Origin of the sequence: Nostoc cycadae WK-1 (assembly GCF_002897135.1) — a bacterium.
GTDB lineage: Bacteria > Cyanobacteriota > Cyanobacteriia > Cyanobacteriales > Nostocaceae > Nostoc_B.
Genome location: NZ_DF978428.1, coordinates 166342 through 189306, shown reverse-complemented (window position 1 = coordinate 189306; position 22965 = coordinate 166342). Strand labels below are relative to the sequence as shown.

Below are 22965 nucleotides of genomic sequence, written 5' to 3'. Positions count from 1 at the left end.
AATTTAATGTTTGCAATTACCATGACCGTGGCCATGTTCATGATGATGATTACCACCGTGGGCGCAACCTTGTAAATCCTTACTCATCAGGTCTTCACTCATAGCTTGGAAGGATTCATCTACAGGTTTTAAGCCAATCCAAGCGTCAAGCTTTTCGACTTCAAAACCGACTTCGCGGCGATCGCCTACTTGAATTAGAGGGCGGCGAATTAATAGCGGGTCGCGCAACATCAACACCAAGGCGGTTTCTGCGTCGATGTTTTCGGGTATGATTTCCCCAGATTTTACCTTGGGTGCAGCCCGATTAAACCATTCAGCTACAGGGCGATCGCCAAAAAACGACCGTAAACCCTGAATTGTCCAAGGTTCGGTTAATAAGTTATATGCAATTACTTCATGACCAGCCGCAGTCAGCAACACTTTTTGCCGAGTGCCATTTTTACAGCCTGGTTTTTCATAAAAAATTACTCTTGCCATTGTACTTGCTCCTAATCCACTTTATGGTTTAGGACTTACGCAGATTCCCCTCTATAAAGTGCTGAGTGCTGAGTTAAAAGTGCTGAGTAAGTAAATTCTTCCCTCCTGCCTTCTGCCTCCTGCCTCCTGCCTTCTTAAAACTTTCGTGCAGTCTGGGTAACTAAATCAAACTCAAATCGTTGTTTTGGATCAGTTTCCCCATAAATATTAAAAGTCACAGTTGGTTCATCACCGACTGCTTGCACGCTGTGAATTGCATCGGGAGTAAAGCTAACAATATCACCTGGGGATAAAGTTATTTCTCCCGTTTGTTCAATTTGATCTGGAGATTTTGAGTCATCTTTACGTCGCCAAAAGGTGTTTTTTTCTTCACCTTTTAACACCGCTACAACTCCCCAAGTTCCATGATTATGAATGGTTGAAGTTGTCCCTGGTGCAAAAGTTACTGTTTGGACTGTCAACGGAAAACCCAATTCATCGTATAAGAGAAGTACAGAAGTTCCTGTTTTGGGACAAGGTTCTAAATGTTGACTTCTGACCCAGTAGGAATTGGCAATTAAGCGCCTCACCAACATCCTAATTTCTGGTAGACGGCTAGATTCATCCTCAACACCATTGAGAACATCTTCCACCTCAGTCAAAAAACGATAGAGGCGATAATTTTCTCGCAATAAATCCCATGCTCTGACAGCTTTACAGATCTGATACTGACCGTCTCCAGTAAGTAGCCAATCCCTACCTTGCATAACTTTTTAGAATCTAAATTGAGAAGTTGAAGGCATGACAATCACTGGTGCTGCATACCAAGGAGAGTTAGTACTAGGAAGACTAACAGGAGATAAGGGAACAGTATTAGGAAGGGGATTTTCTGGCAGGTTAAATGTGGATAAGGGTAGAGAAAAAGAAAAACTCTTCATCATGGTTTGTAAATTTTGACCGTTGAGTGTTGGTAAATATTGGTCATTAGTCAATAGTCATTGGTCAATTGTCAAATAACTCTTGACTCTTGACTATTTAATCTTCTTCCTCGGCTGGACGTGTCAAAATATCCAGGAGGATACCAGCACCATAATCATTTTTGGGGTCAATTTCTTGAACCCTGATGCTGATTTCTTTAGCTTGTTCTATGTTTCCTAATTTAGCTAAAACCAAACCAGTAGCAGAGTAGGCATTTAAGTACAACCTGATTTGACTTTCTTCCCTCCGATTTATAAGTATGGGTTTTAGCTGTTCCCAATTTTCAGGAAAATTTTCTGCTTTTTTAATTTTATCTAATAATTTAGTTGTTGTTTGCAAGGCGAGAACATAATTATTTTTATAGTAAAAATATCTATAGGCGGAAATTAAAATGTCTGGGTTGTCTCCGGCTTCAGTGATAGCTTGTTGCATATATTTCTCGGATTCAGAATTATTATGCCAAGTATCTGCTGCTAATATGAGTAACTTTTTGACATTTTCTGGTACTTGAAACCAAGAAAATCTATTGGTATCGATTTGCATACATCTGAAGTGTGAAGAAAGCACAGAGTAACGCATCAAAATAAATGGTGCGTTACGGCAAAATAATTATTGCTTTTACATTGAATTACTTTGTGCCGTAACACAACGGCAATAAAGCAGGAGGAACATCCACACTGCTTTTTGCCTCCCCTACTCAATCTTTAAAACTGATTGAGAATGTATAACAAAGAAAACAGAACAATCCAAATGATGTCTACGAAGTGCCAGTAAATTTCTGCCATTTCGATGCCGGTGTGTTTGGTTGCTGAGTAGTGACCGGGACGCTGCGATCGCTTCAATACTCCTAAAATCAATAACAGCCCCACAAATACGTGCAAGCCGTGGAAGCCTGTCATCAAATAAAAGCAGTTGGCGAAGACATTGGCTGTCATACCATATCCCAAGGTCATGTACTCATAAACTTGACCTAATAAGAAAATTGCGCCCATGATGGCGGTAATTTTGTACCACCGTTGCATTCCTGCAAGATCATTCTTTTTAATCGCTACATCACCAAAGTGAATGACGAAGCTACTAGATACTAGAATGATGGTGTTAATTGTGGGTACGAGTAATTCTACTTCTGTTCCTTCGGGCGGCCAAACTGCTGTGGTTCCGCGAAAGAATAAGTAAGTGGCAAAGAATCCCCCAAACATCAGGGATTCGGAAATGAGGAAGGTTAATAAACCGGGAACTCGCAAATCAGGATGATGTTCTTCGGTGTGATGTTCGCTGGGTGTGGCGACTGTCATATTTTTACTGGCTGAATTTTTAACAAGGGTTTTGAAGATCCCCCCAACCCCCCTTCAAAAGGGGGGCTAAATTCTCATCACTTAATATATACCTGTGTATAACCTAAATCAGTGAGTCATGTTCCCCCCCTTTTGAAGGGGGGTTAGGGGGGATCTAACTACGCACTCACTTCTGGTGTGCCTGTTGGTGCTATTTCTACGTTATGACCGTAGTCGTAGGGGCCGTGGGTGGCTACTGGTAAGACTTCCCAGTTCTCAATGATGGGGGGTGAACTGGTTGTCCATTCCAGGGTTAAAGCCCGCCAAGGATTATCGCCTGCGACTTCTCCTTTACTCCAACTCCACAGAATATTCAGGGCAAAGGGGATGACTGATAAGCCTAAGATGAATGCGCCAATGGTACAAACTTGATTCAAACTAATGAATTGGGGGTCATACATGGCGACTCGTCGAGGCATACCTTGTAAACCCAATTCGTGCATGGGTAAGAAGGTAAGGTTAGTGCCGATGAAGGTAAGGGCAAAGTGAACGCGTCCCCAGCCTTCGTTTAGTTTGTGTCCGGTCATTTTGGGGAACCAGTGATATATACCTGCGTAAATACCAAATACGGAACCGCCAAATAAGACGTAGTGGAAGTGTCCGACTACATAATAGGTGTCGTGGACGTGAACATCAAAGGGGGCTGTTCCCATTGTCACGCCGCTTAAACCACCCATGACGAACATCGACAATAAGCCGATCGCAAATAACATGGCGCTGGTGAAGCGGATTTTTCCACCCCAAAGGGTAGCAACCCAGGCAAATATTTTTACGCCAGTGGGAACAGCAACGATGAGGGTGGAAATGGTAAAGAACATCCGCATCCAACCGGGTGTACCACTGGTAAACATGTGGTGTACCCAGACGAACAAACCGACAACGCAAATTGCCACGCTGGAATAAGCGATCGCTTTATATCCGAAAATGGGCTTACGCGCATGAACGGGGATGACTTCGGACATGATGCCGAAGATGGGCAGAATCATTAAGTAAACTGCCGGGTGAGAATAGAACCAGAACAAGTGTTGGTAAATAACAACGTTACCGCCTGCATCTGGTTTAAAGAATGATGTGCCAAAGTTGATGTCAAATAACAGCAACACCAAACCCGCAGCTAACACAGGTGTAGAGAGAAGTGCTAGTACGGAGGTGGCTAAAATAGCCCAGCAAAATAAGGGTAGTTGATCCCATCTTAGGCTGGGGACTTTCATCATCAAGATGGTGACGACAAAGTTGAGGGAACCCAAAATAGAAGAGGTTCCGACTAAAACAATTGCCAAAATCCACAAAGATTGGGCAATTGGCGCTGTGACTAAACTTAGGGGTGGGTAAGCTGTCCAACCAGATTGGGAACCACCAAAGAAGAAACTGGCTAACAGTAATAATCCTGCGGGTGGGTTTAACCAAAAGGCGACTGCATTCAGCTTGGGGAATGCCATATCCCTCGCACCAACCATCAACGGAATTAGGTAGTTACCAAATCCCCCAATGGCACTGGGAACAATCCATAAGAAAATCATGATTGTTCCGTGGTTGGTCATGAAGGCGTTATACAGATTGGGATCTAGTACGTCTGCATCTGGTGTGGCGAGTTCGACGCGGATAGCAACAGCCATCAATCCACCGATGAGGTAGAACAAAAACGCTGTGACTAAATATTGAATCCCGATGACTTTATGGTCTACGTTGAAGGTGAAGTAGTCATACCATTTCCACGCCTGGGGATGTGAGGCGTGACTAGCTACCGTTTTAGGGGATGAGTTCTTCTCTGGTGGCGTGTTGGGGGGAAATTCTACTTGTGTCATAAATTAGTTTTTGGTCATTTGTCATTGGTCATTTGTCATTGGTCATTGGTCATTTGTCGTTGGTCATTTGTGAGTTACTAATTGCTATTGACCCTTCGGGTTCACCAGTTGCTTCAAGTCGGGAAACCCGCCCAACGCACTGGCTCACCATTGACTGTTGACTATTGACTATTGACCTTTGACTATTGACTGGATACTTGCTGCACTTACACCCATATTGTGGATGTGGGGTGCAAGAAATTCAGCAGGGGATAAGTCGGCGGGATTAACTGCAACAGCTTGCTGCAAATCTTGTGTTTGGGCGAGCTTGCTTTCTGTCAACCAGCGATCGTATTCTTCTGGTGTGTGGACAATGACTTGCGATCGCATCGAACCATGATAACCACCGCAAAGTTCCGCACAAACTACCGGATATGTCCCGGTTTTGGTGGCGGTGAATCGCAATTCAGTGGGGATACCCGGTAACGCGTCTTGCTTCAAGCGGAATTGAGGAACCCAAAAAGAATGAATTACATCCTGTGCAGACAAATTCAACTGCACATCAGCACCAATAGGAACGTGCAATTCACCAGTGGTAACGCCACTGTTGGGATAGTCGAATATCCAAGCAAACTGTATCCCTTTGACGTTCACTACCAAGTCAGCGGGTTTGCTTTCGCTGTTTTTCGCACCAATCCCAATGCTGGGGGCTGAGGTTGCTTCGGCTGGCGTATCATTGAGGGTAGCCGCCATCGCAGTTCCCGAAGCGTGAGCAACATGAGCCACAGAATGAGGGTGATTTCCTGGCTCAAAACCTCCCATCTGGTTAAAAACATCTACGCTATAGATGCCTAAACCAATGACAATCACTGATGGGATGGCTGTCCAAAAGATTTCTAAGGGAACATTCCCTTCTACAGGTATACCATCAGTATCATCACCGCGACGACGACGATACTTGACTAAAAAAACGAGAATTGTTCCTTCTACAACCAGAAACAATGCGATCGCAATGGTAAACATGATATTGAAAAATCCGTCTACCAAAGGTGCTTGTAGTGATGCTTGTTCTGGTAATAGCGTGTGATTGTGACCAATCCAAACACTAGCCGCTGTAACTACTATGCCAGCAACTAGCGTCCATAGTGAAACAGGAATTTGTTGCATAAAAGATCCTGTAAGTATGAAGTGTGTAGACACCCTTTGGTGGCTTGCCGTAGGCTAGTATGAAGTATGAAATGTTATCCTTGAGGCTTCATCTTTTATACTTCAGTGGCATCAACAACCCCATTATCTAAAACCGCACAAAAGCTCATCATCAAAATTTTTTAGTCTTTGATTTTTGACTTTTGAGTTCTACTTATTAACTTTGTATCTTAGATCCTATAAAATTTGGGGGAATTTTCCAGATCTCTTCAGATCCTTCCCCCAAAAATTTAAAAATATTTCTCACGACTACAACAAGAGTACCTTCTACTTCTTCAAGAGTTAGTTGTTTTTAGAGGGTACTATTAGTTCTCATATTGAACAGTAAAATTAGCAGCAAGTATGATTTAGTTAATAATTAACAATTTTGAATTTACGCATTTGTTTACTATGAACTTTTTACTCAGTTCAATTAACTATATAGCAACCGCAGCATAGTTTATGACATTAACAGATGATAAAACTTAAACAACGCAAAGCTTTTAACTCTGTAACCTATCACCTGTAACCTGTCATCTGTAACCTGCTATATAAATTCCCCTCTAGATACCTTGCTTTGTACCCCCTAATCAAAACAACAACTCTTCATAGTCGCCAAATATTTAATTGTTTAATGCTGCGTGTGTGTAGCAGTTCTTAGGACAAATCCGGGCGCAAGCTTCACAACCAATGCAGTTATCTGGGTTAGCAACTACCATTACTTTGCGCTCGATTTCATCATCTTCTTCGTCTTCGACAAATTCGCCTTCTTCATTGAGTGCTTTTAAATCCAGCACGCTATACCCACACACTTTAATACATCTGCCACAGCCGATACATTTATCTTTGTCAATTTCCTGGGCAAATTTAGGTGTCCAGGTTTTACCTCCAAATGTCAATCCTGTTAGTGCTGCCATGAATAAACCTTCGGCGATTCTGCCTATCTAAATTGTTTGTACTTAATTTCATACTAACTTAATCTAATTGTTTTGTTTTGTTGTCAAACGATTAATTTTTCTTTCATTAAAGTTTGATGACTTTTATCCTAATTTCTAATTTTAATTTGATTAATAAATGAGATTTTATAGCAATAAAGTTTTGATATTTGTAAAAAAAAATATCCCCTATTTCTTTAAGAAGTGTGAGTTTAAGCCAGACATACTAAGCTAAATAAATTACTAAAATGCTATTAGCACATCTATTAATAATGAAATTATTTTGCAGTTTTCAACAGACAGTAATTGACTATACAAAATATATGTTATTCAGTTACATAAATATATTTTTGATTTGTATTATCAAAGTATTGTTAATTAGTAATAAAAATGCTCGAAATATGAGAGTATAAGGGAATTAGAGCATCTCAAGTGAAAATGTAACTTTTATAGCAGCAGTTAGCTTGATATTAAATATTAAAATTATTAATAAACGCTATTCTTGTAAATCATTCTGTGTATAAATATTCTGCAAGAAACCTTGGGTTAAGTTTTTCCGGTAAACATCAAAGATAAAGAATAAAAAAACATGAAAGCTTAAGAAAATTTCCTAGGCTCATGATGAACAAAATCATCTAAATATTTATGAAATTTATAGTTAATGACGAACTAATATTCGGCTCGACTTAAAAGCCTGACATAGCCTCCAATTGGATGCGAAGTCTGAATATGGATGTGGGCAATGATGACGCAAGAAAATCTGCTTTTTGCTAGGTAATTAATGTGGTTGTGAGTAATGAATAAACAGGACACATCCAGGGGGAGACTTGAGCCAAACATCTCAACGATTAGGTGGGAAGAAGTTTTATGCCGTATACAATTCCTAACAACAGTTGCGTTGGATGTGATAACTGCCGTCCCCAATGTCCTACGGGTGCGATTCAGTTAGAAGACGATGAATATTGGATTGATCCTTGTCTGTGTAACAATTGTGAGGGCTTTTATCCGGAACCCCAGTGTGTAATAGCTTGCCCCACAAATGCTCCCATACCCTGGCAGGCGAAAAAGGGGAGATGCAAAGTCGAACCGCGAGACGCTACCAGTCAGGACTTATTTTCTAATGGGAAGAATAACCCTTTTGCTTCGGCGATCGCAATTTGGGAGGCGTGTAATTTATTGGCTCAACGCACATCCTTAAATTGGGAACAAGATGCAGAAGGATATTTATGTTACAGCCGACAAGTCAGCCAAGGCAAAGGTGCGATCGCCTTTCACATCCAAGATCCTTTTAATGTCAGTGATTTAATCACTAATTTAGAAGCACTTGAGACAATGGATATCCGCGCGGCTTGTCTACATTTGATATTTGCCGCCTACGCAACAACTTTAGAACAACCTTGGGAGCAAGAATTTTCGCTAGATGAACGGCAAATAGAGAAATATTTGGGGCTAGAAAAACGCAAAGACCTAAATAAAACTGCCAAACTCACCTTAATGAAAAATCTTGTCCAACAAGCTTGTTCGCTGTTAATTTCCATTGACTGGCCGCAACAAGGCCGCGTCAAAGGATTTTCAGTTACCAAATCTCGCTTGTGGCACTTAGTCCATGTCCAGCACCACTTCCAAGAAGACGACATAGGCTGTAAATACCTAGTTGGGCTAACTTTCAAAATTAAAGCCGGAGTCTGGGCGCAGTATTTCTTAAACAAACAAGCCTGTAAAGAACGTACCGCCTTTTATCAATACGGTAGCTTGCCAAAAACAGTGCTAACCACTGTTATGAGTATTTGGCAACAACACGAAGGCGCAGTCAGACTCATGTTGTGGTTACTCTTTAAAACCAAGATGGGTAGAGAACAACGCATCACTGTTCCTACCTTGCTACGCATTGCTTATGGAGGGGAAAAAGTTACCTTAGCCTCCCGCCAGCGAGAAGAACGCAAACGGCTACTGCGGACATTTGAAAGTGATTTAGAAGTGCTGAATCATTTGGGAGTTAAACCCATGTTTGACCCCGTAACTTACCCCTCAGAAATTCAACCATTGTGGGCTAAGTTAATGGGCATACCTGAAGATCCAGACGAAGCCTTAGAATTTTGGATTAATGACGGTGGTGGCGAAACCCGCCTGACAGATTCCGGCCCCCGTGGAAAGTGGAACCTGCTAATGAATGCGCGGATTTTGTCATTTGAACTGCCGCCAGAATGGGAACAGCAAATTTCTGACTCGGAAAAAAAGCAACGCCGCACTATCAAAAACCGAAGACGAGTCAGAATCACTGGCGATTTAGTTGGCGAACAGATTTTAGAAGCCCGCAAAAATTTAAATCTCTCCCAAAGAGAGTTAGCCAAACTCACCGGGAAAAGCCAAAGCTGGATTCGAGATGTCGAGAATGGCCGCCTCAAAGCGAAAATCGAAGACCAAGCGTTGTTACGCAAGGTGTTGAACCTCGCTTAATTAGAATATTGAACGCAGATATATATAGATAAACACAGGTGACAATGTGCATCTGTGTTTTTATGTTTGGTGTTGCTGACGAGATGATTTTTGTCTCACGCAAAGGCAAGCCACCTCCGTGCGGGGGTTCCCCCCGTTGAGGAGAGTGGCGCGCAGAGACGCGGAGAGTAAGAGTTTGAGAGCAACCCAACAAATTTAGTAGCGTAACTGAAAAATTGTGTTGAGCGATCGCTTAAAATTTAGACGTTCGTGATCTATTTCAGCGAACACATTTATAGATTTTGGCGATCGCATTTGTTATTTTCGCGTTTGCATTTTCTATTTCAGCGATAACAATTATAGATTTTGCGATCGCATGTGCTATTTTGGCGATCGCAAAAGCTATGTCCGCGACAACAATTATAGTATTTGTATTCGCATTTGCTATTTTGGCGATCGCCTATCTCATTTCACAATCCTATGCACAGGCGATCATACTTAGATTTAGGATAAGAAAGACTCTGCGTAACTTTGCGTTTACCTTAGCGAGCCTCTGCGTGAAATAAACTTTAAACTGGTATAGACAAACTCCCCACCTTTTCCGTCAGCCACTTATACCAACCATCCAAACCCTCACCCGTCATCGCCGACACTTGAAAAACCTGAATGTGAGGATTCACTTGTTTAGCATATTTAATACAACGTTCTACATCAAACTGCACATAAGGCAATAAATCAATCTTAGTGAGAATCATCATCTCACTTGCGCGGAACATATGAGGATATTTTATCGGCTTATCTTCTCCCTCTGTGACAGACAAAATTACAACCTTTGCCTGTTCTCCCAAATCAAATAAAGCTGGACAAACCAAATTACCTACATTCTCAATCATAACCACAGAGTTTAGTGGTGGGTTGAGTTGTTGTAAACCTCTTTCTATCATCGACGCATCTAAATGACAGCCTGTACCTGTGTTAATTTGCACAACTTTACAGCCTGTTTCTTTGATTTTTTGAGCATCGTTAGTTGTTTCTTGGTCGCCTTCAATTACACTAATTTGTAATTGCTGTTTTAAATCATTAATAGTACGAGTTAATAATGTTGTTTTCCCTGCACCCGGAGAACTCATTAAATTTAATGCGAGAATATTCCGACCTTTAAACCATCCTCGGTTTTGGGCTGCTAATAAGTTATTTTTTGCTAAAATATCTTGTTCTAAAGATATGGTTGTGCCGTGAATTTTGGCATGAATTTGTGATGCTTCATCATGATGGGAATGGGTAATTACAGTCCCATCAGATAAAGTATGAGTGTGGGTATGATGGTCATGATGGTGATTAACTTCACCTGTTTCGAGATTTGTAATTTTTCCCTCAGCATCATCAGAACAGCCGCAAGTTACACACATATTTCCTCTATCTCTATTTCTTTAATTTTGAGTTCTTCACCAGTTATTAAATCAAGTTGCACACTACCGCAAGTGCAAATGCCAAATGGTTTATCGATAGCAATTTCAGCACCGCATTGGCGGCATTTTGCTAATCCTGGGATTTCGATAATCACTAATATGGAATTTTCTAAAAGTGTGCCTTTAGAGCAAATATCAAAACAAAATTTGATAGCCTCAGGCATAATGGCTGAAAGTTTGCCAATTTCTAAGACTACTTTTTGCACTTTCATGCCTTTGGCGTGTTCGGTGACGATGGCTACTATATTTTGGGTTATTCCTAGTTCGTGCATATAAATCAGAAATAAGTTTTATCTCGCGCATAGACGCGGTAGCGGCTTCTCGAAGAGTAGGCGCAGAGGCGCAAAGATAAATGCAAACTATTTAACAAATGCGTGGTAGTTGGTCGCCTACTAACATATCTACAATTCGTTCAGCACCAAAGGCTGTTTTGAGGAAGACAACGCCGGGAGGGGAGGCGATAACTTCGCCAACTATACAAGCATCTTTAGCAGCAGGATGAGTTTTCATTGCTGATAAAACTTGGTCGGCTTTATCTTGTTTTACTACTACGACTAATTTACCTTCGTTGGCTAAGTATAAGGGGTCTAAACCTAAAATTTCGCAAACACCTTTGACTTCTTCTCTAATAGGAATAGATTTTTCATGAATGCGAATGCCTACATTAGATGTCATGGCAAATTCATTTAATACTGTAGCTAAACCGCCGCGTGTTGCATCCCGCATTGCATGAATTTCGGGGCAAACATTGATGATGGTTTCTACTAAAGTATGTAAGGGTTGACAATCACTTTTAATATCTGTTTCTAAGGCTAATTCACCACGGGCGATTAAAATTGCAGTACCATGATTACCTAGTTCACCGTTAATAATAATGGCATCTCCCGGTTGAATATTATGAGCAGAAATATTTACGCCTGTGGGAATGATACCAATACCAGCAGTGTTAATAAATAATTTATCAGCAGCACCACGATGCACTACTTTTGTGTCGCCTGTGACAATTTGCACACCTGCATTTTTAGCTGCGGCTTGCATACTTGCGACTACACGGCGTAGAGTTTCTACAGGTAATCCTTCTTCTAAAATGACGCTACAGGTGAGATATAAAGGTTTTGCACCGCTAACAGCTAAATCATTAATTGTGCCGTTAATTGCTAATTCTCCAATATCACTACCAGGGAAAAATAAAGGGTCTACAACATAAGAATCTGTGGTAAATGCGAGTCTATCTCCCTGTTGTAGAAGATTAGCTAAATTGATGCTTGCTTGGTCTTCTAATTGAGAAAGTATAGGATTATCAAAACTCCGAACAAAGATATCATCAATTAAATCACGCATGGCTTTACCGCCACTACCATGTGCCAAAGTTATGTGAGTGTCTCGAATTTTAGGTTGGCGACGACGAACTTGTTCAATTTTTTGAAATAGAGGATTTTGTAATTGGTTTGATGTTAAATCCATAGAGAATTGATTAAAATAATTTATGATAGAAATGTATAGTAGGTAACAGGTGACAGGTGATAGGTGACAGAGATGCTTTTATTTAATAACTATAAATATCTTCTGCCTCCTGCCTCCTGCCTTTTAACTAGTTTTATCTGCCTGTTTCATCATGTCTACCGCGATGGCGATCGCAGTGTAAGATACCATTAACAGCCCAATTTTCACGTTCAAATTCATCAATGTGAATGGTTATCCACTCTGGTTTAGTATCTAAAGATGTGACTAGGGCATTAGTAATCGCTTCTACTAGATGCCGTTTCTTTTCTATGGAGTGACCACGGGCAATTTTAACTGTAACAAAAGGCATAATTTTCTACTCCAATCCTAAAATTGTTGTCTTGTAGCGTTCGGATTGCTTACTTTAATCTTAGGTTATGAAGTTAGGGTTGCTGTTTGTTTTTCAGATAACTTTTTCTGGTTAAAATTAGAAAAGCGTCCGTATTTGTAATAAGCTGCACAAGCACCTTCCGAAGAAACCATGCAAGTACCTATCGGTGTTTCTGGTGTGCAAGCTGTACCAAATACTTTACACTCCCAAGGTTTCAAAACTCCTTTGAGGATTTCGCCACATTTACAAGCTTTATGATCTGCGACTTTTTGATTAGGTATGGTAAATTTTACTTCAGCATCAAATTGGCTATATTCAGGACGAATTTTTAAACCTGAATATGGTAGTTCACCTAAACCACGCCATTCAAAAGTTTCGCGCACTTCAAAAACTTCGTTCATGGCTTTAATTGCTATTTGATTCCCAGCTTTTTCGACGAGTCGGTTATATTGGTTTTCGACTTCACAACGATTTTCTACTAGCTGCTTTAATAGCATCCAAATTGATTGGAGAATATCTAATGGTTCAAAGCCAGAAACAACAATTGGCTTATGATATTGTTGGGCAATAAATTGATAGGGGTCAGTACCGATTACCATACTGACATGACCCGGCCCAACAAATCCATCTAGTTGTAAGTCAGGGTTATCTAGTAGGGCTTTAAGGGCGGGAATGACGAGGACATGGTTGCAGAACATACTAAAATTGCGTATGTTTTCTGCGTCTGCTTGGAGGATGGTAAAAGCAGTGCTGGGAACTGTGGTTTCAAAGCCGAGGGCGAAGAAGACTACTTCTTTGTCGGGGTTATTTTTAGCTATTTGCAAGCTATCTAAGGGCGAGTACACCATACGGATATCTGCGCCTTTGGCTTTGGCTTGCAACAGGCTGTCTTTGGAACCGGGAACGCGCATGGTATCGCCAAATGTCGCCAAGATAACGTTAGGATGTTGGGAGAGTGCGATCGCATCATCTAATCTCCCTCTTGGCATTACACAGACTGGACAACCAGGCCCGTGTATGAGTTCAATATTATTTGGCAATATTTCTTCAATACCGTATTTAAAAATAGAATGGGTATGCCCGCCGCATACTTCCATAATTTTGATATGTTTATCTAGCTGCTGGCTAATTTTTTCAATCTCTTTGCGTAAAGCTTCGGCTTTTTCTGGTTCCCGAAATTCATCAACGTATTTCATAAAATCTAGGGTTAATTTTACTGTATAAACTCAGCGTAACTTTGCGTTTACCTTCGCGCCCCTCTGCGTTTAAAAAATTAACTCATCGCCGCAATTTCCTCTAATAACTTTAATGTCTCCGCCGCTTCTTCCTCATTAATTCTATTCATTGCAAAACCAACATGAACTAATACCCAATCTCCCAAACAAGCTTCGGGAGGATGTTGTTCATCAACGATGCAAGCAATGTTAACTTGACGTTTGACACCAGCAACGTTAACAATGGCTAATTTTTTTTGAATATCAGTGATTTCGACAATTTGTCCGGGAATTCCTAAGCACATTTTTATTTTCCTTTTATAACGTAGACGCGGTAGCGGCTTCCCGCAGGGTACCACAGAGGCACAGAGTACTCAGAGAAATAGAGTTAATAATTTGTAATTAATTTGGCGGCTGTAATAATAGCTTGTCCTAAAGATAAACCGCCATCGTTAGTAGGCACTAAGCTATGAGTTAGTACGTTAATTTTTAATTCTTGTAACTGTTGAGTAACCAACTGAAATAAGATAGTATTTTGAAATACTCCTCCTGTGAGAACTACTTGAGAAATTTGATATTCTTGACACAGAAGCTTAACCATATTGACTACGGCATTAGCTAAACTCTTGTGAAATTTAGCAGCTATCACTGATTGAGGAATTTGTTGCTGCAAATCACTGAGTAAAGCTGACCACATTGGTGCGGAGTCTATACAATAAATATTATCGGAAAAGCTAAAATTTAAAGGATAAATTAGCTTTTCTTCATTATTGTTTAAGATGTTCACATCAACTAGGTTTTCTAAGGCGATCGCAGCTTGTCCTTCATAGCTACATTCTTCAGGACAAATACCAATAGCGGCGGCTACAGCATCAAATAATCTTCCTACTGATGAGGCTGGCGGTGAGTTAATGCCTTTTTCTATAAGTTGATTGAGTAAATTTAATGGCTTTCTCTGGAGAAATTTTAATATTTCTAAATCAGTATATCTTTGTTGGCATTTATCCCAAAGATTGGCTGATATTAAGTGAGCGTAGGTATTACGCCAAGGTTGATAAATTGCTTGTTCACCACCAATCATTGCAACTGGTTTAAATGTTGCTAGTCGCTGAAGTTTACAGTAATCAGCTAAGAGAAATTCGCCGCCCCAAAGTGTACCATCTTCACCATAACCTAACCCATCAAAAGCAATACCTAACACTGGTGATGTATTTAAAGGAATACCATTTTCTGCCATGCAAGCGGCGATGTGGGCGTGATGATGTTGAATTTGATGCAGGGGAATTTGATTTGCAGAGGCGAGTTCTTTGCCGAGTTTGCTAGAGAGATATTCTGGATGTTTATCGATAGCGATCGCTTCTGGTTTATGCTCAAATAAATTCAAGTATAAATTCAGCGTATCTTGATAGGCATTAAACGCCGCAGCATTTTCTAAATCACCTAAATGTTGCGATAAAATAGCCTCTCCATCACGTAACAAGCAAAAGGTATTTTTTAACTCACTACCCATTGCTAAAATTGGCGTTACTTTATCAAATCCTGCTGGTAAATTAATCGGTGCTGGTGCATATCCTCTAGCACGACGAACTATTTGGATTTTTTCACCAACAACCCGCACGACTGAATCATCTACACGGTTAACAATATCTCGATTATGTAAAATAAAATAATCAGCAATTTTGCCTAACTTTTCTCGCGCCTCATCATTATCAATACACTGCGGTTCATCTGAAATATTCCCACTTGTTAATACAATTGGTCGATTCATCCGCCGCAAAATTAAATGATGCAAAGGCGTATAAGGTAACATGAATCCGAGAGTATTTTGCCCAGGTGCAACAGATTCTGCTATACAATATTGCTGCGTATTCTTATTATCTACAGAACTTACGCTAAAATCCTCTAAAACTCTTCTTTTCTCTTTTCCTTCGTGTACTTGGCGGTTCGTTTCTTCTTTCCTCCGCAACAAAACAACTGGCGCAGCAGCACTAACTAATAACTCCTTCTCTTTCCCACTGACTATACAAAACTCCTCAATTACAGCCAAGTCTCGCGCCATCAAACCAAAAGGCTTATCATAACGCCTCTTCCTCTGACGCAATTTTTGTACAGCCGTTTCGTTTGTCGCATCACAAGCTAAATGAAATCCACCTATCCCCTTAATTGCTACAATCTCACCCTTTTGCAACAATGTACAAACTGCATCCACATCATCCATCATCGAGAACATAGAAGCAGTCACAGGTTTACCATCAGCACGTTCTAGCCAAGCAGAGGGGCCGCAAGTATGGCAAGCTGTAGGTTGGGCGTGAAATCTGCGGTTTTCGACATAGTGGTATTCCTTTGCACATTCGGGACACATGACAAACGCAGACATACTGGTATTGCATCTGTCATAAGGAATGGCGCGAATAATACTCAGACGGGGGCCGCAATGAGTACAGTTAGTAAAAGGGTAACGATAAAACCGACTAAAAGGGTCAAAGATTTCTTTTTGACATTCAGAACAAGTCGCCGCATCTGGAGTGATTTCGGTTTTGATTTTGTTGCTGATACTCTGGGAGATGACAAAATCATCAAAGTTATACTCTTGTGTGCAAGAGGTTCTGATTAATTCTTGAATTCTTGCCAAAGGTGGACATTCTTGTTGTAACCTAGCAACAAACTCTGCTATTGCTTCCTCACTTGCAGAGGCGCGAATTAATACACCTTGTCCGTCATTACAAACATCTCCCCGCAAACCGCAAGCTTTAGCCAGACGATAAACAGTCGGACGAAACCCAACTCCTTGAACAGTACCCTTAACTCTGATTTCTTCACTCGCCATAGTTAAACCGCCACAGCAAAATTCGGTTATTTCCAGAATCAGCAATTACCGCTGTTTTGCCACAAATTTTGACTCCATAAGGCCAATTCACACTATCTCGCGTCGGGAGTCCATAATTACGGTTTTCACTTTTGCTTGCAACGCTGTTTTGTCCAGCTAATCCATCCGCGATCGCACCTTGCAATGATAATATTGATTCTGGCTGCTTCCATCCTAGCAACCGCGAATTAGCCGTATCCGCAACTAGCAACCATTCCTCGGTTGTCGCCACTCCATAAGGCATACTTAAACTACTCGCACTCGGCAAATAAATTCCTTGATTCATCTCCACAAAATCAAAGCTTTTTTGCCCTAATACTACTGCACAAGGGGCATTATTTTCTGTTGGTATACCCTGCCAAATCATCACTCGATGATTACCCGCATCAGCAACAACCAAATTATTATCCCAAATAGCAATGTCGTGACACCAACGCATACTCGCCGCCGTTGCCGAAGCACCGCCATTTTCATTACGAGAAATCATATCTGGTTGTCCCAGAACTAAATCAGCAGGCTGACCATTTTCTGTGGGAAACTCCTGCCAAATTAACAGCCTTCTATTACCTGTATCGGCAATAAATAGCATTCCTTGATGATAGAAAACACCATAAGGCCAGTGCATTGTATTTGCATCTGCTTGCTGAGTGCCTCGATTTGGTTCATTGTCAACAAAATTAGCTTGTCCTAACACTAAATCTGCCGGAACATTGCTATCTTCTGGTAAATTTTTCCAAATCAAAACTCGATGATTCCAAGCATCAGCTACGGCTAAACCTGTGCCACAAACACACATCCCAGTCGGGACGCTAACAGTTGTTCTTCCTGGCGTACCTTTAGCATTTTGTCCTTCATGGTCAAAGTCTGCTTGTCCAATTACCCAGTCCGCAGGTTGATTATCTTTTGTGGGTAAATTGCGCCATCCTAATAAGCGATGATGTCCCGTATCTGACACCCATAATGGCCCGGTTTCTGATACTAAACAAGCACCACGCGGGCCAAACATTGTTATCGGACTAGGTGCTATGGGTATCGCTAATTGTTGCGGTTCAAGAGTAGTACCTAAAATTACCTCAGCACCATTGGGTGATAAAGGTAAATTAGATAAACTTGCTACAGAATTACTACTGTGAGAAATAGACATCAACCGCCAAAGAATACTAACTGTTATTTAAAATCATCGGCGTACATCGGCATGTATCAGCGGTTGCATTTTCAGAAACAATCTGTCTATTTTTGATTTCCTGTATATTGAATACGATAAATCCGGTTATTAGCTTCTTCTGTTACTAGTAAACTACCATCAGGTAATACTAATAAACCAACAGGTCGCCCCCAAGTAGTTGGGGTATTAGGATTTAACAAAAATCCTGTGAGAAAATCTTCGTAATTATCTTGTGGTCGTCCTTTGGTATCAAAAGGGACAAATACAACTTTATAACCAGTGCCGCGATCGCGATTCCAAGAACCCCGAAACGCCACAAAAGCACCATTTTTGTATTTTGCCGGAAAACTCTTACCATCGTAAAATTGCACACCCAGCGCCGCTGAATGAGCTTGAAATAAAACATCAGGTGTCCGAGTCCGGGCTACCAAATCTGGGCGTTTACTTTTGCCATTCGCTGTTTGACGAGGATCAAGGTTATTTGGCGTGAGGTAAGCATAAGGCCAGCCATAAAATTCCCCCTGCTGAATGCGGGTGAAATAATCAGGAACCAAATCATCACCAATACCATCCCGTTCATTCACAGTCGTATATAACTCTTTAGTCACTGGATGAAAATCCAAACCCACCGGATTTCGCAAACCATAGGCGAATATCTGCTGTTCGGAACCGTCCAAATTCATTACTTGTACTGAAGCCCTTGGTAAAGCTTCCTCATCTGCATTAGAACGAGAACCAACAGAAACATATAATTTTTTGCCATCTGGTGCAGCCACCACATTCCTTGTCCAATGTTGGTTATAACCACCACCAGGAAGATCCGCAATTTTTTCCCCAGTCCCCGATAATTGCTTTTGACCTTTGCTGTAGGAAAACCGTAAAACTGCATCAGTATTACCCAAAAAGAAATAATTCCCTGCGAACGTCATTCCAAAGGGAATATTTAAGCCGTTGTCTGCATTAGCAAAAGTTTGACTCACATCAGCCACACCATCGCCATTACTGTCTCGCAATAGGCGAATGCGGTTTTCTCTCGTTTCTGTTACCAGCACATCACCACTAGAAGTTAAAGCCAACCAACGTGGTGCTTTCAGACCTTCAGCAAAGATATTTACCCGAAATCCTGGCGGTACTCGTAATACCGGATTTTGCGGAATTGATACTACTTCTGGGCGCTTCGATGCACTTTCGGTAGCGAAAGGTGCTGGTAATTTTTGTAAGTTGATGCGAATAGGTTGGGGCGAAAGTGGTTCAGTAGGGATAATATTTTGAGACTGTGTAGAATTCTCTACTAATAAGGGCGCAGGTGTAGAGTCTTGAGTTATGGCATTATCTGAAAAGTCACGAATTTGGTTACAACCTGCTGTTATCAATAACAAAGCCAACCACAAGAAATGCCCAGAGAATTTCATAGCAGTGTGAAATTATACATAACTTTTGTAAGATAGACTGAAAATTTAATTTTCGTCGCCTGTCTCAAGTTGGATTTCTTTAGGTAAAAACAAACTTTTTTCGAGATAATTCCGTAAATTAGGAGAAACGTCAGTAGGACTCTGTAAACAATCTAAAAGTAATTTGTTCGCATCCCAGTACTGCTGTATATCATGTAAATCTTTTTGATTGAACCGCCAATTATGACCTATCTGTCGAGTAGTAATCATCCAATCTCTTAATGCTTCTGTCCAATTTTTGCCATTTTCTTGCCACCAACTTTTTAAAAAATCTCCACCTTGGCTGGGAGAAGGTAGCTGATTTTTGATTTCTTGCAATGATTTTTGTAAATCTGGTTGAGTTGCTAATAAATGCTTAAGGTCAAGGGCTAAACTCAAAGCTGAAAATCTGGCTAAAAAAATCTCAGAATTTATGCCTAAGCTGACAGTTAATCCATGAATTAAAGCTAAGTCTAATGCCAAATCTCCTGCCAGATTACCAGCCAGATGATGATCTAAAAGTATTGCTAATTCTTGACTACAGGCTAAAGCATATTCTGAAGGTATAGCAATGGTAAAATAAAAAGCCCGCACACTAGCTGCATGATAAGATGTATTTACTACGGCAGCTTTTTGAGTTAACCAAGTCAAAAAGTTGTGTAGTTTAGCATTTTTCACAGATAAATTATCAATTTTTTCCTTCATTGCCTTGAATAATTCATCGGCAGGTTTTAACATAGTTGCAATGAGTAAGAAAACTTCCCACCAATACTTTTCATTCAGGTGATTCATCAATTCTGCTATGTTCTGCGTATTGATGTTAGCAACTATTTCTCTAGCGGTAAGATATTGTTGTAAACTAATATGCGAAAAAGAATAAATTCCTCGCGCTCTTTGAACTAATAACCCATGTTGAATTTCAATTGCTTGCAACAAATATGCACTTTCTAGTTGCAAAGCCGTGGTATCATTTGAGGTATTAAAATTGTGAACTAAATAATCGGTAATCAGTTGACAGAGATGAGATTCAGGCTGAAAGTAACTGCTTTTGGGAAAGGTAATTGCCGCTATATGACTCAGCAATTTTATTTTGTGTATCAACGAGAAATTAGGATAAAACTCATCTCTTTGAATGCCTTTGGCTTCGTCCCAACGTATTAGTAGTAAATCCAATACTTGTTTATAAAATTCAGCCCGATTAACAGGTAAATCTTCGTTAAACTGATAAATTAAGCAAATAAAATTTAGTAAAATTGGTGTGGCTGCTAAATCTAAAAATTGCAAATTTTCTATTAATTCGAGCTTCTGGACAAACCGACTTGCTAGGTCTTGCGCTACTCCTGGTGGATGTTTAGCAACTGAGCAAAACCATTTTTCTGCAAAATTAGCGATTTGCGGTTTACGAAAATTTGCAATTTCTACTTCTGTAAAGCCGTGAAATTTATAATTTTGTATGCCCAATCTACAAGTAATAATTATTTTATTTTTGTAAAATTTTTCGGTAAACTGACGAATTTTATGAATGATTTTATCGCTATCTTGCTCAACTACTTCATCTAAGCCATCTAATAAAATTAAGGCTCGCCCATGAGCAAAGACGGTAGTTAGTTCTTGTTCATGAATGCCAAGATTGATAAAAGATTCATATAGATAGTTAGATAGACTAATTTGAGTACGTCCGCGAAGATCTTCAGCAAAGTCTTTCAACCGGACAAAAATGGGTAAATAATCAGGCTGAAACAGACCTAGATTACAATTATTAGCGATCGCTTGCAAAAATGTAGTTTTACCCGAACCTGGCTTACCTAGTACCATCAACTTGGTATATTTTTTAACTGCTTCCATTCCCGAACCTCTACTTTGAGGCCAGTCAGCTACACCCAAGCAGTTATTTTCTTTCATCCATACCTGGGGAAATTTTTTAATTTCTAGCCATCTGCGACTGTTAATTTCTTCTAATATCTCTACATCAACATAAATATCTTTGAATTGTATTGGTTGAGCAACATCTAAAATTTGCACAGTACCGCACTGGGCTTGAATATTTTCTTGATAGAGAGACCGTAGTTTTTTTACTAATGTCTCAATCTCTAGAGACAGATTCGCCGGGATATCTAAGAAACCTGATTCATCCGCACTCAACGGTTGGGCAATTTCGGAGATGTCGAGTTCCAGCGCAAAGCAAATATCGTTGAACACATGGCGGTCTATGCGCTTTCCAGTAAAAAACTTCCAAATGGCTTGGCGAGTCTCTAAGCCGACCTCAGCTGCTAAATATTCTTGTGTCCAGCCTTTACGTTTAAAGGCTTGTTTTGCTTTTCTGATACCTTCAGTCGATGCTTGGAGCGATCGCTTTGCCATACTCTGCTACCCAACTTTGTATAAAATTGCTTATTTGTATACAACTTATACAAGTTATACGCTAACTTTGACAAAAACCCCAACATCAATTCATACATCGGCTAGACATAATAGTATTCGAGTCAGCCAAATCTACATACCCAACTAGCTGAAGGCATTGTCCAAAGAAGCTAACGCTTATTGAACAATGCCCAAGCTTTTATTTAAGTGCTGAGTTATGTTTGAGTTACTGAGTGCTGTTAGCGGTAGCGGGGCGTTCAGCCAGTACTGAGTAATGATCTGGTGATGCTTCTTGAGTGCTACAGGGAAGTGTCACAGTCACAACAGTTTTGTCTTGGGGCTTACTTTCAATTTTGAGAGTGCCGTCGTGTAATTCTACTAATTTTTTAGCGATAATTAAGCCTAATCCTGAGCCTTGTTGTTCATGGAGTTTGCGCTCAAATTGCCGATAAGCACCTAACTCGGCAATTTGCTCTCGGCTCATACCTCGACCGCGATCGCAAAAAGATAAACTAAAAGTATTATTGGTAGCCCTAGCTGTAATTTTAATCGGCGTACCGCTGGGAGAGAATTTTAAAGCATTATCTAGTAATTCTTCAGCTATTTTCGTAATTTTTTTAGCAGCAATCTTGACATTGCATGGTGATAAATCTATTTGGATATCATCTTCTCTATCAGCATTTTTTGCTTTTTCTATCATCAAATTAGTTAGGTCTGGTGTGGGAAATTCCGTTGATTGGTTTTGAATTTCTTGGACACGCTGCGGATCTGTGGCAATAATTTCGAGTTCTGCATATAGTAAAAACTTTTGAATTAAATGAAATAAACGCTGACTTGATTGATGGATAAATTCTGCCATTTCTTTGATAGATTCTGCATCTAGCAATGCACTTTCTTCCATGAGAATTTGAGAGAAACCTAAAATGCCATTTAGCGGTGTGCGTAATTCGTGAGGTAATGACAGCGTAATGCTAGTACGCAATTTATCTAGTTTTTCTTGAGTTTGTTGATAAATTACCGTTTGCTTTTCTAAACGACAGGTAATTGCTGCTAATAATTCTGACCGAGAAAAAGGTTTGACAATATAATCATCCGCACCTAAATCCATACCTCTGCGAAAGTCATTTTTTTCTGATTTAGCGGTTAAAAAAATGAAGGGAATAATTGCAGTTTTAGGGTTTTGACGTAACTCTTTGAGGACTTCATAACCATCTAATTCTGGCATCATCACATCACAAATTATCAAGTCAGGAATTTCTGTTTGCGCTAACTGCAAACCAAAGTAACCATTTTCGGCAGTGATGACATTAAAATTTTCAGCATAAAGTAAATCTATCAGGTTTTGGCGTACATTTAAATCATCTTCAATCACTAAGATTTTATTCATATACTTGATTAAAGTTCAGTAAATATAAAATTTTAAAAATATCTCGTAACAAGATTTTATGAATAAGATTTGTATCAGCAAATCTTAATTTAACAATAGAATTATATATTTATCTTTCTCTGATAAATACA

The 22965-nt window shown here is 40.1% G+C and carries 20 protein-coding genes; 1 reads left to right on the top strand and 19 read right to left on the bottom strand.

Going from position 1 to position 22965, the window contains the following annotated elements; genetic code table 11:
• Window positions 1-3: 3 nt before the first annotated feature.
• The 8 genes from NCWK1_RS13500 to fdxB form a co-directional block, all read right to left on the bottom strand.
• Window positions 4-477 carry an ArsC/Spx/MgsR family protein gene (locus NCWK1_RS13500; protein WP_096583218.1) on the bottom strand — a complete coding sequence of 158 codons (474 nt, stop codon included), beginning with the start codon at window positions 475-477 and terminating at the stop codon, window positions 4-6.
• 134 nt (window positions 478-611) lie between these two features.
• The gene (locus NCWK1_RS13495) at window positions 612-1223 is read right to left on the bottom strand and encodes a cysteine dioxygenase family protein (protein WP_103125073.1); all 612 of its coding nucleotides are present in this window, start codon (window positions 1221-1223) and stop codon (window positions 612-614) included.
• Window positions 1224-1229: 6 nt separating this feature from the next.
• Window positions 1230-1448, bottom strand: a complete 219-nt coding sequence (locus NCWK1_RS29125; RefSeq protein ID WP_146033987.1) for a hypothetical protein — start codon at window positions 1446-1448, stop codon at window positions 1230-1232.
• A 43-nt stretch (window positions 1449-1491) separates the two neighbouring features.
• Window positions 1492-1977, bottom strand: a complete 486-nt coding sequence (locus NCWK1_RS13490; RefSeq protein ID WP_096583222.1) for a hypothetical protein — start codon at window positions 1975-1977, stop codon at window positions 1492-1494.
• 161 nt (window positions 1978-2138) lie between these two features.
• Complete coding sequence (locus NCWK1_RS13485; RefSeq protein WP_096583224.1) at window positions 2139-2729, bottom strand: cytochrome c oxidase subunit 3; 591 nt, start codon at window positions 2727-2729, stop codon at window positions 2139-2141.
• A gap of 158 nt (window positions 2730-2887) precedes the next feature.
• Window positions 2888-4573 carry a cytochrome c oxidase subunit I gene (gene ctaD, locus NCWK1_RS13480; protein WP_103125072.1) on the bottom strand — a complete coding sequence of 562 codons (1686 nt, stop codon included), beginning with the start codon at window positions 4571-4573 and terminating at the stop codon, window positions 2888-2890.
• Between the two features lie 168 nt (window positions 4574-4741).
• Window positions 4742-5719 carry a cytochrome c oxidase subunit II gene (locus NCWK1_RS13475; protein WP_103125071.1) on the bottom strand — a complete coding sequence of 326 codons (978 nt, stop codon included), beginning with the start codon at window positions 5717-5719 and terminating at the stop codon, window positions 4742-4744.
• 641 nt (window positions 5720-6360) lie between these two features.
• Window positions 6361-6654: a ferredoxin III, nif-specific gene (gene fdxB / locus NCWK1_RS13470; protein ID WP_096583230.1), complete on the bottom strand. Its 294-nt coding sequence runs from the start codon at window positions 6652-6654 to the stop codon at window positions 6361-6363.
• A gap of 885 nt (window positions 6655-7539) precedes the next feature.
• Here fdxB and NCWK1_RS13465 point away from each other — a divergent pair.
• Window positions 7540-9129, top strand: coding sequence for a helix-turn-helix domain-containing protein (locus NCWK1_RS13465; protein WP_103125070.1), 1590 nt, complete (start codon window positions 7540-7542; stop codon window positions 9127-9129).
• Between the two features lie 548 nt (window positions 9130-9677).
• Here the strand turns inward: NCWK1_RS13465 and hypB are convergent.
• The 11 genes from hypB to NCWK1_RS13405 all read right to left on the bottom strand — a co-directional run bounded on the left by hypB (window position 9678) and on the right by NCWK1_RS13405 (window position 22834).
• Window positions 9678-10517 (bottom strand): hydrogenase nickel incorporation protein HypB, encoded by an 840-nt coding sequence (gene hypB, locus NCWK1_RS13455; protein WP_103125068.1) that lies wholly within the window; start codon window positions 10515-10517, stop codon window positions 9678-9680.
• The gene (locus NCWK1_RS13450; RefSeq protein ID WP_103125067.1) at window positions 10508-10849 is read right to left on the bottom strand and encodes a hydrogenase maturation nickel metallochaperone HypA/HybF; all 342 of its coding nucleotides are present in this window, start codon (window positions 10847-10849) and stop codon (window positions 10508-10510) included. The genes hypB and NCWK1_RS13450 overlap by 10 nt, the downstream gene beginning before the upstream one ends.
• A 91-nt stretch (window positions 10850-10940) precedes the next feature.
• Window positions 10941-12041 carry a hydrogenase expression/formation protein HypE gene (hypE, locus tag NCWK1_RS13445; protein ID WP_103125066.1) on the bottom strand — a complete coding sequence of 367 codons (1101 nt, stop codon included), beginning with the start codon at window positions 12039-12041 and terminating at the stop codon, window positions 10941-10943.
• A 133-nt stretch (window positions 12042-12174) separates the two neighbouring features.
• Entirely contained in the window at window positions 12175-12390 is a 216-nt protein-coding gene (locus NCWK1_RS13440) for a tautomerase family protein (RefSeq protein WP_015111665.1), read from the bottom strand.
• Window positions 12391-12455: 65 nt separating this feature from the next.
• Window positions 12456-13607 (bottom strand): hydrogenase formation protein HypD, encoded by a 1152-nt coding sequence (gene hypD / locus NCWK1_RS13435; RefSeq protein ID WP_103125065.1) that lies wholly within the window; start codon window positions 13605-13607, stop codon window positions 12456-12458.
• Window positions 13608-13684: 77 nt separating this feature from the next.
• Window positions 13685-13930: a HypC/HybG/HupF family hydrogenase formation chaperone gene (locus NCWK1_RS13430; RefSeq protein ID WP_103125064.1), complete on the bottom strand. Its 246-nt coding sequence runs from the start codon at window positions 13928-13930 to the stop codon at window positions 13685-13687.
• Between the two features lie 83 nt (window positions 13931-14013).
• On the bottom strand, window positions 14014-16452 hold the full coding sequence (hypF, locus tag NCWK1_RS13425) for a carbamoyltransferase HypF (protein ID WP_103125063.1): 2439 nt from the start codon (window positions 16450-16452) through the stop codon (window positions 14014-14016).
• Window positions 16442-17635 (bottom strand): NHL repeat-containing protein, encoded by a 1194-nt coding sequence (locus NCWK1_RS13420; protein ID WP_103125062.1) that lies wholly within the window; start codon window positions 17633-17635, stop codon window positions 16442-16444. Before NCWK1_RS13420 ends, hypF begins: the two co-directional genes overlap by 11 nt.
• 86 nt (window positions 17636-17721) lie before the next feature.
• The gene (locus tag NCWK1_RS13415; protein WP_103125061.1) at window positions 17722-19068 is read right to left on the bottom strand and encodes a PQQ-dependent sugar dehydrogenase; all 1347 of its coding nucleotides are present in this window, start codon (window positions 19066-19068) and stop codon (window positions 17722-17724) included.
• Window positions 19069-19113: 45 nt separating this feature from the next.
• The gene (locus tag NCWK1_RS13410) at window positions 19114-21447 is read right to left on the bottom strand and encodes an NACHT domain-containing protein (protein WP_103125060.1); all 2334 of its coding nucleotides are present in this window, start codon (window positions 21445-21447) and stop codon (window positions 19114-19116) included.
• A 226-nt stretch (window positions 21448-21673) separates the two neighbouring features.
• Entirely contained in the window at window positions 21674-22834 is a 1161-nt protein-coding gene (locus NCWK1_RS13405; protein WP_096583256.1) for a hybrid sensor histidine kinase/response regulator, read from the bottom strand.
• Window positions 22835-22965 lie beyond the last annotated feature (131 nt).

Bases quoted from the DNA above. Each gene is read 5' to 3' on its own strand.
- ctaD (WP_103125072.1), bottom strand. From the start codon at position 4,573: ATGACACAAGTAGAATTTCCCCCCAACACGCCACCAGAGAAGAACTCA.
- NCWK1_RS13485 (WP_096583224.1), bottom strand. From the start codon at position 2,729: ATGACAGTCGCCACACCCAGCGAACATCACACCGAAGAACATCATCCT.
- hypF (WP_103125063.1), bottom strand. From the start codon at position 16,452: ATGGCGAGTGAAGAAATCAGAGTTAAGGGTACTGTTCAAGGAGTTGGG.
- NCWK1_RS13420 (WP_103125062.1), bottom strand. From the start codon at position 17,635: ATGTCTATTTCTCACAGTAGTAATTCTGTAGCAAGTTTATCTAATTTA.
- NCWK1_RS13430 (WP_103125064.1), bottom strand. From the start codon at position 13,930: ATGTGCTTAGGAATTCCCGGACAAATTGTCGAAATCACTGATATTCAA.
- NCWK1_RS13500 (WP_096583218.1), bottom strand. From the start codon at position 477: ATGGCAAGAGTAATTTTTTATGAAAAACCAGGCTGTAAAAATGGCACT.
- NCWK1_RS13490 (WP_096583222.1), bottom strand. From the start codon at position 1,977: ATGCAAATCGATACCAATAGATTTTCTTGGTTTCAAGTACCAGAAAAT.
- hypE (WP_103125066.1), bottom strand. From the start codon at position 12,041: ATGGATTTAACATCAAACCAATTACAAAATCCTCTATTTCAAAAAATT.
- NCWK1_RS13450 (WP_103125067.1), bottom strand. From the start codon at position 10,849: ATGCACGAACTAGGAATAACCCAAAATATAGTAGCCATCGTCACCGAA.
- NCWK1_RS13405 (WP_096583256.1), bottom strand. From the start codon at position 22,834: ATGAATAAAATCTTAGTGATTGAAGATGATTTAAATGTACGCCAAAAC.
- NCWK1_RS13410 (WP_103125060.1), bottom strand. From the start codon at position 21,447: ATGGCAAAGCGATCGCTCCAAGCATCGACTGAAGGTATCAGAAAAGCA.
- hypB (WP_103125068.1), bottom strand. From the start codon at position 10,517: ATGTGTGTAACTTGCGGCTGTTCTGATGATGCTGAGGGAAAAATTACA.
- NCWK1_RS13475 (WP_103125071.1), bottom strand. From the start codon at position 5,719: ATGCAACAAATTCCTGTTTCACTATGGACGCTAGTTGCTGGCATAGTA.
- NCWK1_RS13465 (WP_103125070.1), top strand. From the start codon at position 7,540: ATGCCGTATACAATTCCTAACAACAGTTGCGTTGGATGTGATAACTGC.
- NCWK1_RS13415 (WP_103125061.1), bottom strand. From the start codon at position 19,068: ATGAAATTCTCTGGGCATTTCTTGTGGTTGGCTTTGTTATTGATAACA.
- NCWK1_RS13495 (WP_103125073.1), bottom strand. From the start codon at position 1,223: ATGCAAGGTAGGGATTGGCTACTTACTGGAGACGGTCAGTATCAGATC.
- NCWK1_RS13440 (WP_015111665.1), bottom strand. From the start codon at position 12,390: ATGCCTTTTGTTACAGTTAAAATTGCCCGTGGTCACTCCATAGAAAAG.
- fdxB (WP_096583230.1), bottom strand. From the start codon at position 6,654: ATGGCAGCACTAACAGGATTGACATTTGGAGGTAAAACCTGGACACCT.
- hypD (WP_103125065.1), bottom strand. From the start codon at position 13,607: ATGAAATACGTTGATGAATTTCGGGAACCAGAAAAAGCCGAAGCTTTA.